Source organism: Vibrio parahaemolyticus (genome assembly GCF_900460535.1).
GTDB lineage: Bacteria > Pseudomonadota > Gammaproteobacteria > Enterobacterales > Vibrionaceae > Vibrio > Vibrio parahaemolyticus.
The window spans coordinates 1,368,256-1,381,974 of sequence record NZ_UHIL01000002.1 but is presented as its reverse complement, the minus strand read 5'-3'; the positions used below and the strand labels follow the sequence as shown (position 1 = coordinate 1,381,974).

At 46.8% G+C, this 13,719-nt stretch carries 12 protein-coding genes; all 12 read right to left on the bottom strand.

All coding sequences use genetic code 11. The features are described from left to right. Window positions 1-32: 32 nt before the first annotated feature. Window positions 33-761, bottom strand: coding sequence for an arginine ABC transporter ATP-binding protein ArtP (gene artP / locus DYB02_RS23390; RefSeq protein WP_005483352.1), 729 nt, complete (start codon window positions 759-761; stop codon window positions 33-35). 348 nt (window positions 762-1,109) lie between these two features. After that, the gene (locus DYB02_RS23385; protein WP_029803817.1) at window positions 1,110-2,495 is read right to left on the bottom strand and encodes an FAD-binding oxidoreductase; all 1,386 of its coding nucleotides are present in this window, start codon (window positions 2,493-2,495) and stop codon (window positions 1,110-1,112) included. A gap of 501 nt (window positions 2,496-2,996) precedes the next feature. Continuing rightward, window positions 2,997-4,100, bottom strand: a complete 1,104-nt coding sequence (locus DYB02_RS23380) for an NADH:flavin oxidoreductase (protein WP_029803816.1) — start codon at window positions 4,098-4,100, stop codon at window positions 2,997-2,999. A gap of 563 nt (window positions 4,101-4,663) precedes the next feature. Continuing rightward, window positions 4,664-5,578, bottom strand: a complete 915-nt coding sequence (cyoE, locus tag DYB02_RS23375) for a heme o synthase (protein WP_195744615.1) — start codon at window positions 5,576-5,578, stop codon at window positions 4,664-4,666. Beyond that, a complete protein-coding gene (gene cyoD, locus DYB02_RS23370; RefSeq protein WP_029861955.1) occupies window positions 5,539-5,850 on the bottom strand; it encodes a cytochrome o ubiquinol oxidase subunit IV in 312 nt (103 codons plus the stop codon). The genes cyoE and cyoD overlap by 40 nt, the downstream gene beginning before the upstream one ends. After that, entirely contained in the window at window positions 5,850-6,452 is a 603-nt protein-coding gene (cyoC, locus tag DYB02_RS23365; protein ID WP_021821510.1) for a cytochrome o ubiquinol oxidase subunit III, read from the bottom strand. The genes cyoD and cyoC overlap by 1 nt, the downstream gene beginning before the upstream one ends. Beyond that, window positions 6,442-8,478, bottom strand: a complete 2,037-nt coding sequence (gene cyoB, locus DYB02_RS23360) for a cytochrome o ubiquinol oxidase subunit I (protein ID WP_005483356.1) — start codon at window positions 8,476-8,478, stop codon at window positions 6,442-6,444. Before cyoB ends, cyoC begins: the two co-directional genes overlap by 11 nt. A 4-nt stretch (window positions 8,479-8,482) precedes the next feature. After that, on the bottom strand, window positions 8,483-9,364 hold the full coding sequence (gene cyoA / locus DYB02_RS23355; protein ID WP_005485985.1) for a ubiquinol oxidase subunit II: 882 nt from the start codon (window positions 9,362-9,364) through the stop codon (window positions 8,483-8,485). Window positions 9,365-10,002: 638 nt separating this feature from the next. Beyond that, complete coding sequence (locus DYB02_RS23350) at window positions 10,003-10,761, bottom strand: SDR family oxidoreductase (protein ID WP_024703243.1); 759 nt, start codon at window positions 10,759-10,761, stop codon at window positions 10,003-10,005. A gap of 75 nt (window positions 10,762-10,836) precedes the next feature. Continuing rightward, window positions 10,837-11,739 (bottom strand): 3-hydroxyisobutyrate dehydrogenase, encoded by a 903-nt coding sequence (mmsB, locus tag DYB02_RS23345; protein WP_025787751.1) that lies wholly within the window; start codon window positions 11,737-11,739, stop codon window positions 10,837-10,839. Window positions 11,740-11,765: 26 nt separating this feature from the next. Next, window positions 11,766-12,902, bottom strand: a complete 1,137-nt coding sequence (locus tag DYB02_RS23340; RefSeq protein WP_029803810.1) for an enoyl-CoA hydratase/isomerase family protein — start codon at window positions 12,900-12,902, stop codon at window positions 11,766-11,768. Window positions 12,903-12,910: 8 nt separating this feature from the next. Continuing rightward, window positions 12,911-13,696 (bottom strand): enoyl-CoA hydratase, encoded by a 786-nt coding sequence (locus tag DYB02_RS23335; RefSeq protein WP_021450773.1) that lies wholly within the window; start codon window positions 13,694-13,696, stop codon window positions 12,911-12,913. Window positions 13,697-13,719 lie beyond the last annotated feature (23 nt).

Below are 13,719 nucleotides of genomic sequence, written 5' to 3'. Positions count from 1 at the left end.
CTGTTAGTTGACTGAACTTATTGGTGTTGTTTTTAGTGCTTTAGATAATCAGCAAACTGTGTGGTTTGCGGGTTAGCAAAAGCGTCGTGCGTACCATGCTCTACGATGTGTCCTTTCTCGAGGTACAGAACGTGGCTAGCAATCTTCTTAGCAAAATCGACCTCATGCGTCACTACGACTTGGGTGATGCCAGTTTCGCTTAAATCTTTAATAATCTTAACGACTTGGTTAGTAATTTCAGGATCAAGAGCTGCGGTCGGTTCATCAAAAAGCAAGACTTCCGGTTTCATCATCAATGCACGAGCAATCGCCACACGTTGTTGCTGACCACCAGAAAGCTGCATCGGCCATGCGTCGGCCTTATCAGCCAAATGCAACGTAGACAAAATTTGCATAGCTTGGGTTTTAGCTTCTTCTTTATCCATTCCAGACACTTTAATAGGCGCTTCAATCAAGTTCTCCATGACCGTCATGTGAGGCCACAAGTTGTACTGCTGAAATACCATGCCCACTTTACGGCGAAGCGCTAAACCTTGCTTTTCTTTGATTTCAGCCGAAAAATCGAAGACGTCATTAGCGATGTTTAACTTGCCGTTATCCGCCCCTTCTAAAAGGTTTAGAACACGTAATAAAGAACTCTTCCCCGCGCCGCTTGGGCCCAGTAACACTAGCGTTTCACCGTTTTCACAATTGAAACTCACATCGTGAAGAACTTGTGTGTCACCGTAGGATTTGTTGATTCCGCTTACCTGAATACTCATGCTGCAATACCGCATTAATTGTCACTTGGCATTCATATTACCAACAAGGAGTTTTTATGCAATAAAAATGTATAAAAATTTAATTTGTTAACTTTTTGTATAAGAAACGAACAGATGGATAGAGAATATGACTGGTTTGATGAGTTTGGTTTTTACAGAATTTGTTGATCAAAAAAGCCAGCTTACTTGCTGGCACTTATCTAACCTTGCATATATCGATAACCCCCAGAAAATTATGAAATAGTTCAGAATTGAATGCCGGACAAGAATACGTAGCTTTGACCGTGGCTACGTATTCTTGAGTTACCAAACAGATACAACATAACGAAGAACAGAATATCGAGTCACTCACTCTGGCTTGATATTTTGATTCATTCTGAACAAGTTATTTGGATCAAACTTCTTCTTCACTTCTTGCAAGCGCGCATACGTTGGGCCATAGGCAGACTCTGTACGTTCAGCTTCGTCTTGCGTTAGGAAATTGATATACGCACCGCCACTGGCATACGGTTTGGTTTTGGCAAAAAAGTCTCTCGCCCACGCGATACAAGCTTGGTCATCTTCTGCGGAGTCCCATCTTCCGTGCACATTTAATACGTAATTAGCGTCACGGCTAGAATAAGCCATAGATTCAGGTTCTGGTCTAGATGCCGCGCAGCCAAGAGAAGCGATAAAAATCTCGCATTGAGGCGATGGTAACTTCCCTGCGTATTCTATCGCCGCATCAATGACACCTTCGCTTAGCGAGTTAAAGTTATGCGATTTCCAATAGTTACGTGCGCCCGGAGTGAGTAAGGGATCAAACGCTTGTTGCCATGCAGCAAATGGTTGTACGCCAACATGCTCACCATGTGCGTCACCAAAATCTCTGAGTGGAGCAATTAGATTTTCACCCTCGGATGGGTCGCCTGCATAACATATCGCCAGTACGACAACCTCTTTACCGTGAACGCTTTCAGGTAAGAATGGGAGTGGCGGAGCTTTACGACTCACCATCCACACACTTAACTCTTCTGGCGCAGATTCGGTGAATTTTGCAAACTGCGTGATGACCGATTTAGCTTGATCAAACGGGAAGACAATCAAACCACTCAGTACTTCAGGGCCAACGGGATGCAATTGGAATTCAAACTGTGTAACAATGCCAAAATTACCGCCGCCTCCGCGCAGCGCCCAGAAAAGATCCTCGTTTTCTGTTTCACTGGCAAGCAATTGGCGTCCGTCGGCAGTAACGACGTTTGCAGAGACTAAGTTATCTATCGTCATACCGTATTTACGGCTCAACCAACCAAAACCACCACCTAAAGTAAGACCAGCAATACCAGTGGTAGAGTTAATTCCTACCGGGGTCGCTAACCCGTGTTTTTGAGTGGCTTCGTCTAAGTCGCCTAAGGTACAGCCCGGCTCAACAAACGCTCTTTTTGCATTTTCATCGACTCGGACTTGGGTAAGGAGCGACAGGTCGATCATGACCCCATTATCACAGACAGCGTTGCCCGCAATATTGTGTCCCCCACCTCGTACAGAAAGTAGCTGACCATTGTCTCGCGCAAAGTTAACCGCCATCACAACGTCATCTGTCGACTTACAGCGAGCAATCAAACTCGGCTTGCGATCAATCATGCCATTCCAGATTTGGCGAACTTCATCGTAATTAGAATCGGTAGGTAAAACGACGTCACCTTGAAAGTGACTTTTGAAATGTTCAATGGTTGTGTTTTCTAAACTCTTCATATTAGTTGCCTCTCACGTTTTACATGAGCGCTTGTAAAAAGTGATGCAACTACGAGCTTGTACAAGCTTCCTCACTGTTAAACGTGACGTTTTAGTAGCCATTTTCCAGTAAACAACACACGCATCAACACAAACCGCATTCGAGCGTCATCATTCACTTCCGGCACAAGCTTGGAAACCTAAAGTGCAGAATCGGCAATCCATTGAGCATTCAATATTGCAGATCCTTTACCTTACCCTCGTGCCTAGTTTGAAATAAAAACGCTTAAAGTTTAGAACGCCATTGAGTTTCATCTATGAAACACTGTCTTATTATTGATATTTTTGACTATTAATATTATTCCCATTTTTTATCAATGAGATGGAATTAAAAAATCGATAGGACTTAGTTGATGAGAAAAGCCAAACCAAACTCAGCTGTCGAGTGTTTACGGTAAGACGGCCATAAAAACAAAGCCTCCTTAGATACGAGGAGGCTTCTTCATTGGTTATGTAAACTCACTAACTGCGGCGGTTTCGGTTCTTATATACCACACAGAAGTTACCGCGCTTAGTTCGGCATTTAGAGCAACGCTCACAATCTACTGGTGCACGATTGCCTTCTTTCCAACGTTTAATCAACTGTGGCTCAGCGAGTAGAGGACGTGAAACAGCAAAAAACTGGATGTTGGTATTCTCAGCAATGTTCTCGATCGCATCAATATCGCGTAACCCGCCAACCGTAATCACGGGGATATGAATATCTTGACTGATCACTTGCCCGTATTCGTGAAAATAGCCTTCTTCTTGCAGTGTGTAACCATCGAATCTTTCACCGACAAGTTCGTTTGCTTTACCGTGAATATTGCCGGAGACGATGATCGCATCAGCGCCCACTTCTTCGAGTTTCTTACATACGATGCGTGTTTCATCGAATGTTAAACCGCCGTCAAAGAATTCGGTCGCGGTTAGCTTCACAAGAATTGGAAACGCATCCCCCACCAACATTCTGGTTTCAGAATAAATTTCCAAAAGCAAACGCATACGATTTTCTAAGCTGCCTCCGTATTCGTCTTCGCGTCGGTTGTAGTACGGGCTTAAAAACTGGTTGATTAAGTAAGTGTGCGCGGCATGAATCTCGACACCGTCAAAACCAGCTTCTTGAGCTCGTTTACTCGCTAATGCAAATGCTTTTACGATGTAGTCGATTTCATCCTTCGTCATCGCTTTGCCTTGAGTATTCGTGCCGCGCTCAGGCACATCACTCGGTGCAAAAATCACGCGCTCACCGACGTTGTAGGTGGTTTTAGTACCGCCATAAGCAATTTGCATCACAATTTTAGAATCGTACTGATGAACCAGTTCTGTGAGCTTTTTGTATTCTCCGATGAACGAGTCGTTGTAAATACCCATCATCCCTGCGTTGGGCTTTTCTTCTTCAACGATATTGGCGTAACCTGTGACGATTAGCCCGACTTCACCTTTAGCAAGCTCTTCGTAAATATCGTAAAGCTTTGCCGTCATGTGGCCATCTTCAGTCGCCATATTTTCCCACGTTGCGCTACGCACAAAGCGGTTCTTTAGTGTCATGCTGCCAATGCGGGCTTCGGAAAACAAAATACTCAAAACCAGTCCTCTTAATTCGTTTTTATTGTTTGACGCGTTTGTAAATCAACAAGAACGAAAAAGGAACAGCGATACATAATGCATGGCTGTTCCTTCTCTGAATCCTTGAGACTTAACATCAACAAGGCGCACCTTACTGTTTTGGGGAGGACAAAACTTTAATCTGGGTTAAGGTTTGGTGGGATTACTGCTTCTAAAGTGGATGACGTTCAAGGAACTCATCCCAATGAAATTAAACATCTGTCTGACTCCTATTAGTAACCCCCAACTTTAAAATTTCACTGACCTGTAATTCATATAAAACATTCTCGTCGCAAAGTTGAATGTTGCTATGTGCTGGCATTATCACACGTCTGATGAAGTCGTTCGTTCCACTATGTTTTACACACTGGTCATTTTTACTTTTTCTATCATGGCTAGGTGATGGCAAAACTGGAGGGGGTTCCAAAAGGCCTGTAACGCGAAAAACTCATAAAAGTAAAATGGCCTTACTCTCAAGTAAGACCATTCTTGTATTTGCAGGGAGGTAAGCTTTGATTTTATCTAAAGAGATTAACCTGAAGCTAAAGAGCAAGAGGTATCAACTCGACGCCAAGCACACCACTTATCCCCATCACCACCAGCAGCGAGACTTTAAATACCGACTTCGACCACGCGACGTAGTTACTGTCGTCAATACTGCGAAAGGTTACTTTCATCCACATAAGGCAAACGACAGCTGCGACCGCTAAGTATTCATACCCAGCTTCACCAAGTAAAAACAATCCCAACGATACTGCGCCAAAGGCCACCACATACGCTTTCATGTGTCGGTGCGCTTTATGAATACCCTCTTTAACGGGTAAAACCGGAATCCCCGCTTCTCGATAGTCTTGCATACGGAACATCGCAATCGCGTAGGAGTGTGGCATTTGCCATAAACAAAACATGGTAAACAGCAGAATTGCTTCTAGGCTGATGAAATTGGTTACCGCCAAATAGCCCACTAATGGCGGCACGGCGCCAGAGATGCTACCAACAAGAGTGCCGTATACTGAGTTGCGTTTGTACCACATAGTGTAGAAGAACACGTAGTAGACGTAGCCGAGCAGCACCACGACCGCCGAAAGCGGATTGACTAATTGGAACAGCAGTGCCGTGCCCAGCAGCAACATCGCCAAGGCATAGACAAAGGCGACATCAATATTGATGTTCCCTTTTACGGTCTCACGATTTTGTGTCCGCGCCATCTTTTGATCGATATCGCGGTCAAAAATATTGTTCACGACACAACCTGAAGCAATCACCAGCCCCACGCCAGCCAAGGTTGTTAAAAACAACGTCAGGCTCGCAGGTTCTGATTTAGCGGCGAGGAAGAACCCCGCCGCAACTGAGATCAGGTTGCCGAAAATAATGCCCGGTTTGGTGATAGACAAATAATTTTTCAGCATACCCGCGCCTACAACTTCATGTTGACGTTCATGTTGTAGATAATCCAGATCGAACCGGCAATCAGGATCAGCACAACAATGGCGGTAAACATCAATGACACCAAGTTCCAACGCCCGTCTGACGTTTTCGCTTCCATGTGTAGGAAGTACTTAAAGTGCACAAAAATCTGCACCAAAGCACAGGTAAACATCACAACGTAAGTGGTGCTCGCTGGCAGTGTTTGCGCCCAGACGAAGTAGAACGGAATCACCGTTAAGATCAGCGACGCAACGAAGCCTTTTAAGTAATCCGACGAGCTGATTTCAACATGTTGGCCCATTACATCACCCCCATTAAGTAAACGATGGTAAAGACACAAATCCAAACAATGTCTAGGAAGTGCCAGAACAGGCTCAAGCAGTTAAAACGCATCGCCATGTTGTCGTTCAGACCTTTAGTAGAAAGCTGGTGATAAGCCACCGCCAACCAAATCAGACCAAAGGTCACATGCAAGCCGTGCGTGCCAACCAGCGTAAAGAATGCCGATAGGAACGCGCTGGTCTGCGGGCCATAGCCTTCTTTAATCAGGTGATGGAACTCGTAGACTTCCATGCAGATAAAGCCAAGACCTAGCGCAAACGTCACTAACATCCAACGCTTGAGACCCGCCACGTCGTTGCGTTTCATCGCGATAATGCCAAAACCGAAAGTGATACTACTAAATAGCAGCAACATGGTTTCGACAAACACGAAAGGCAGTTCGAAAATCTCTTTACCCGTAGGACCGGCAATCGAGTTGCTAGACAGCACCGCGTATGTCGCGAACAAAGTCGCAAACAATACGCAGTCACTCATCAGGTAAACCCAGAAACCAAACAGCTTGTTGCCATTCGTGTCATGGTGGTGATCGTGGTCATGATGAGCTGCGACATTAGTTTGCATAGGTCACCTCCAGATCATCGCTGTTTTCGTTGTCTTTCACGGTTCCTTTCTTCGCTTCTTCTAGCTGAGCTCGGCGAGCGGCTTCGATCGCTTTGATCTCTTCCACTTCAACGTAGTAGTCCACGTCATCGTTGTAGCTGTGTTGAATACATGTCACAACAATACCCACCAAACTTGCTGCCGCTAGCCACCAGATGTACCAGATCATCGCAAAGCCAAAGACCAGCGCCCAAGCCGACACATAAATACCCGTTGCCGTGTTCTTCGGCATATGGATACGTTCGTACTCCACTTCTTTCATTGGGTCGAACTCGCCACTTTGTTTTTGATACCAGAACGCGTCCAGTACATCGCCTTTTGGCAGATGAGCAAAGTTGTAGAACGGCGGAGGTGAAGACGTTGCCCATTCCAATGTACGGCCGCCCCACGGATCACCCGTTAGGTCACGGTTTTGCTCGCGGTCACGAATACTCACGTAGATTTGGATGAACTGAGACAATACGCCCAGAGCGATCACAACCGTGCCCGCCGCCGCAACCGCCAATAGTGGGAAGTATTCCGGGTTGATGTCTTGGCTCAGACGACGGGTCATACCCATAAAGCCCAACGCGTAAAGCGGCAGGAACGCCATCAAGAAACCGACAATCCACAGATAGAATGCGCGTTTGCCCCAAGTTTCATTCATGGTGAAACCGGTCGCTTTCGGGAACCAGTACGTGATCGCCGCAAAACAGCCGAACACCACACCACCGATAATCACGTTATGGAAGTGTGCGATTAGGAATACAGAGTTATGCAGAACGAAATCCGCACCCGGTACTGCCATCAGCACGCCCGTCATACCACCAACGGTGAAAGTAATTAGGAAGCCTACTGTCCACATCATCGGTGTGGTAAAGCGAATGCGGCCTTTATACATGGTGAATAGCCAGTTGAAGATCTTCACCCCGGTTGGGATGGAAATGATCATCGTCGCGATGCCGAAGAAAGCATTCACGTTCGCGCCAGAACCCATGGTAAAGAAGTGATGCAGCCAAACCACGAACGCCAAAATGGTAATGACGATCGTCGCCCACACCAGTGAGGTGTAACCAAACAGCTTTTTACGCGAGAAAGTTGCCGTCACTTCTGAGAACACACCAAAGATAGGTAGTACCAAGATGTACACTTCTGGGTGGCCCCATGCCCAAATCAAGTTGACGTACATCATCACGTTGCCGCCAAGATCATTGGTAAAGAAGTGCATGCCCAAGTAACGGTCGAGCGTCAGTAGTGCGATTGTGACAGTCAGAATTGGGAACGAAATGATGATCAGAATGTTGGCACATAGCGACGCCCAAGTGAAAACTGGCATCTTCATCATAGGCATTGACGGTGTACGCATACGCAAAATGGTGGCGAAGAAGTTCACACCCGTTAGCGTGGTACCGACACCAGATATCTGCAGCGCCCAAATCCAATAGTCGACCCCGACCCCCGGACTTGCTTCAATGCCAGACAGCGGCGGATACGCCAACCAACCGGTACGGCCAAATTCACCCAAACCTAGCGACATGTTAGTTAGGATCACACCAACCACAAACAGCCAGAAACTTAAGTTATTCAGGTACGGGAACGCCACGTCACGCGCGCCGATTTGCAGCGGTACGATGATGTTCATCAGACCAATCACGAGCGGCATCGCAACGAAGAAAATCATAATCACGCCGTGCGCGGTAAAGATTTGGTCGTAGTGATGCGGCGGCAAGTAGCCAGCTTCACCCGCAGAGGAAAGTAGCTGCTGGCTACGCATCATCACCGCGTCCGCAAAGCCACGTACAAGCATCAGCATCGCCACCGCGATGTACATGAAGCCGAGTTTTTTGTGGTCTACCGAAGTAAACCATTCATTCCATAGGTATTGCCACTTTCCAGCTTTAGTCACGGCAACCACCACGGCTAATCCCACCAACGCGACGATAGCCAGCGTGATGATGATGATCGGCTCGTGATATGGAATTGAATCCAGAGTTAATCTTCCAAACATGTGATTATCCTTGGTTTTCAGGCAAACAGTTCATGGAACCCGGATGTTGGGTCACGACGTTGCTGAACAGAAACGGAGGAACACTTGAGAACAGAGTGACAGGCGCAGCAACGCTTGGCTCAGCCAGCGAGCTGTATTGCTCCCAGTCTTCGATTCGATCAGGGCTCGCTTTCACTTTTTGCACCCAGTTAAGGAATGCCGCGCGATCCGGCATTGCCGATGCGGTGAACTTCATCTGCGAAAAACCTTCGCCACTGTAGTTCGACGCAAAGCCCTTGTAGTCCCCTTCGTGGTTAGCGATCAGATTCAACTTAGTCACCATGCCTGGCATCGCGTAAATCTGAGTACCCAAACGCGGGATAAAGAACGCATTCATTATGTTGTCTGACGTCAGCTTAAAGGTCACAGGCACATCTTTCGGAAACGCCACGTAGTTTACGGTCGCGATGTTTTCTTCCGGATAGATAAACAGCCATTTCCAATCAAGCGAAACCACTTCAATCGTCATCGGTTTGACATCACTCACCAGAGGTTTGGATGGCTCTAGTTCGTGGGTAGAACGCCAAGTGATGGTGGCAAGAATGGCGATAATGATGATGGGAATTGTCCATACCACCACTTCGATTTTGGTCGAGTGCGACCATTCTGGTGCGTACTCTTCGTCGGTGTTACTTGCTCGGTATCGGTAGGCGAAGTAAATCGTCATCAGAATCACAGGGATCACGACGATTAACATCAGCAAAAGAGCGGTGATGATCAGCTCTTTTTCTTGGACACCAATAGCACCTTTCGGGTCAAGCAAAGCAGAATTACATCCTGAAAGGAAAAGTATGACGCACGCCAAACTCCCCCTCGACAAGATGCGTTTATATCTTGAGGCTTCCATTAACTTTCTCGATGGTTGTCTGGTTTCAAAGCAAATGCCATTACGTTCGGTATCAAGCTAAGAACCAGTTGTTATAGTCATTAGAATGTTTATGTGTTGAGCATGTGCAACATTGGGATCATCGAGTATCAAACGGGATTGCAGCGTGGTTAAAACCACACTTACAGTGTGAGTTTAATGTTACACTTTGAAACACAATGTTACATTTGGCGCATTATGAGGAGGAAAAAGTTAAAGCTCATTAGTCACAACTGGAAACTAACCTTCCAATAATGAAATTTAGGTGTGTAAACCACCAGCTAAAACTCTCGCGTAAAATTGACGTGCCACAGAGTAAAAGCCATATTTAATAAGGTGTTAGATAGACAGGAAAGAACGGACTGATGAATTGATCATAAATCCGGTGATAGTTATAAGATGATTAAAAACCAAACCAAATAATTGTGACCAACATCAAATTAATGATTTCACGTAATATTTGAATGGTATTTATTCTTAATTAAATATGGCAAGAATTTTATTTACTACATGAATATGTGTATTGGTAATAAAAAAGAAAGCAGATCCTGCCCTCAATGCGACTCGTCACCAAGCAGACAAATATGCTTCCCTGAGGGAGTCATTCTCTGAAAAAGCGTTTACATTCGGATTCCGCCATCCACCTCAAGCACGCGGCCGGTGAAGTAATCACTCTCAAGAATGTATTTGACGGCATGAGCGATTTCACTCGCTTCCCCCATTCTCCCTACCGGAATCATCTTTTCTAGACGTTCGATCGCCTCTGGCTTCATTTGATCAGCCATCGCCGTATGTACAACCCCCGGCGCAATCGCAGCGGCTCGAATGCCGTACCTTGCAAGCTCGCGTGCCCACGTTGTTGCCATGGTAGCGACCGCCGCTTTGGAGGCGGAATAGTTGGTTTGACCAATATTCCCGGCTCTCGCAACGCTGGAGATATTGATGATGACCCCTTGTGAGCCACTTTCAATCATTTTTACAGCAGCCTCACGCCCACACAGAAATGTTCCCGTGACATTGACATTCATGACGAGATTAAACTGCTCCAACGACATTTTGCTGATAACGCCATCTTTGGCTTTTACAAGCAAACCATCTCGCAGCACTCCCGCATTGTTGATGAGTCCATTGAGCTGACCGAAATCTTGAAGAATGGTGTCAAATGTCGCTTCCACATCCGATTCATTTGTCACATCAACCGGATAAGTGAACACTTTCGCACTTAACATCTGACATTGTGATTGTGTCTCTCGTAAACCGGTTTCATTCACATCGAGCAAAGCCAAATCAGCTCCGGATTGAGCGAGGGTAATCGCCATCATTTGGCCCAGCCCCTGCCCTGCACCTGTAATCGCAATAACGCTATTTTTTATGTCCATATTTGCTCTCCCAAACTTGTCGATGCTCAGACACGAAATATCGAAACTGGGAGCTTATTGCTCCCAGCACAATGGTCATTTGTTGTTCTTATAGAATTCAAACAGACTTGAGAAATCGAGCTCGCCATGACCGCTCGAGTTATGGAATGCATAGAGGTTACGCGCCAACGCTCCCATAGGCACCGAGGAGTGGGTTTGCAATGCGGCATCTAATCCCAAACCTAAATCCTTTAGCATCAGCTTACTCATAAAGCCCGGTTGATAATCATGGCTGGCTGGCGCGCTATCCATCACGCCTGGGCATGGATTGTAAAGCTCTAACGCCCAGTTTCGTCCCGAGCTTTGCAACATGATGTTGGACAAGACTTTTGGATCGAGCCCATGATCAATGCCTAAGTTCAGCGCCTCACACGTGCCTGACATCAAAATACCCAGCATCAGGTTATTACAGATTTTAGCCATCTGCCCATCGCCAGCTTTACCCGCATGAAAAACGTTTTTCCCCATGTACTGCAAAATGGCGTTCGCTTTTGAGAATGCCTCATCCGAGCCACCGACAATGAACGTCAACGTAGCCGCTTTAGCTCCCGCGACGCCACCCGAAACCGGTGCGTCGACAAACAACAAACGCTTGTTTACCGCTTCATTGGCAACCAATCTTGCTGAATCGGGATCGATCGTCGAACAGTCAATCAATAGCGTATTCGGTGCGACAAGGTTCATCACGCCAACGCCCCCGTGTAAGTCCCCCAAATACACCGACCGAACGTGAGACCCCGCAGGAAGCATGGTGATCACGGTGCTCGCACCATCCACCACTTCTTCGAGCGAGCTCGCAACCACTGCCCCAAATGGCACCAGTTGTTTTGCGGCTTCCACATCTACGTCAAATATTTGCACGTTAAACCCTGACGCTAACAAGTTCTGCGCCATTGGATTCCCCATTCGACCCAACCCAATAAATGCGATGGTACTCATGATTATTCTCCTTATTGACCTAACGGCTAACCTAGCGGCTGTTCACCGAGCTTGGCGAGCGGGTGTTCATCGTCAGCCCAAAGCGAGGTAAACAATAAGTCGATGACATCTTCATCGACGTCACTGACCGTTTTAAACATCCAGTTTGGCTCACCATCTCGGTCGATAAGGCGAGCACGAACGCCCTCTTCAAATTCCCCTAAGAGCGCACAACGAACCGACAGGCTCAGCTCCAATCGGAAGCAGTCTGCAAGAGGTAAGCGGTGATATTCTTTGACTTGTCGAAAGCAAATATGAGCAGTAATTGGGCTGCCTGACGAAAATGTTTCTTTCGCACCGGCAATCCACGGGCTGCTGTCTTCCATCGCCATAATGCGTTGAGCAATGAGGTTTAGGTCTACGCCTTTGCAAGCTTCTTTGATTTGGTCGAGATGAGGGCAGATTTGCGTGGTTGGTTTGCTGTCGATGATTTGTTCTTCCAACAACGCCAACAGTGCACTAACCAGTTCCTTCGCACCAGAAGTCCCCCATGGCACTTTTTGTAGCTCTTTTAACAAAGTGGGATATTGCTCTTCCAGCAACAGCCAATCCGCCAGACCAGTAGTGACAGCGTCACTCGAATTAACGAGCGCACCGGTCAAGCCAAGAAATAAGCCCACTTCGGGATCAATTTGACTAAGGAACCAAGTACCACCTACGTCTGGATATAGACCGATGTTGATTTCTGGCATGGCTAAACGCGATATTGGCGTAACAACCTTGTGGCTTGTGCCCATAAACAGCCCCATGCCACCACCCATCACGATGCCTTCACCCCATCCAATGATGGGTTTATTGTAGGTATGGATTAAGTAGTCACACTCGTATTCCAACGCAAAGTATTTTGTGCAAAATTCTACGGTCGCTTCTTTGCTCTCATTGTGCATGACGTGATACATCGCCCGCACATCCCCGCCAGCACAGAATGCTTTTTCTCCCGCACCACTTAACACTACACAAACCACGTGCGGATCATGTTGCCATTTGATCAATTGATCGTGAAATTGAAGCAACATATCGAACGTCAATGCGTTCAGTGATGGCGTGTTATCCAACGTCGCGACGCCGATGCGATGTACGCCATCGACACAATCCATTTCTGTAATGGTGACCGTTCCTACCATGAAGCCTCCTATTGGTTCTTCCAGTTAGGTGGACGCTTTTCAAGAAAGGCGCGTACGCCTTCTGTTTGATCTTCTGTATCAAATAAATCGAGGAATAATTCACGCTCTTTCATTAAGCCGTGTTTGAGTGGCGCAGAGCGCATGTTTTGAATCAGAATTTTGCACGCGGCGACCGAAGAAGGCGATTGATTTGCAACCGAATCAGCCATCGCAATCGCTTTACTTAAGGCTGCTCCTTTTGGCACTAACTCCTCCGCTAAGCCTAGTTCTTTTGCCAGAGAGGCGCTGATTTGTTCGCCGCAAAGAATCATGCGTTTCGCCCATCCTTCGCCAACAAGCGCGGTGAGATTTTGTGTGCCACCAGCGCAAGGAAGCAGCCCAACTTTCGCTTCTGGCAGCGCGAGTATGGCATGCTCTTCGACCACTCGAATATCACACGCCAACGCCACTTCTAGCCCACCACCCATGGCATAACCATTAATGGCAGCAATAGATACACCTCGAAACTCGGAGAGGGTTTCAAATGCTTCACCAAAGCAGCGCGCCATCTCTAATGCGCGTGCTTTGTCACCATCAGCAAACAACTTGAGATCCGCACCTGCCGAGAAAAACTTGTCACCACAGCCAGTAATGACCAAGGCATAAACGTCTTTATTTTGGTTGAGTGTGCACACCAACGCTTTTAAAGCGTGAAGGCTTTCTGCCGTCCACGTGTTCGCGGGGGGATTATTCATCGTAATCACTGCGACGTGATTTTGAATGGTGTGCTCAATGGCTTGTGGCGTTGATGACATAATGTGACTTCCCCTTTTGATGG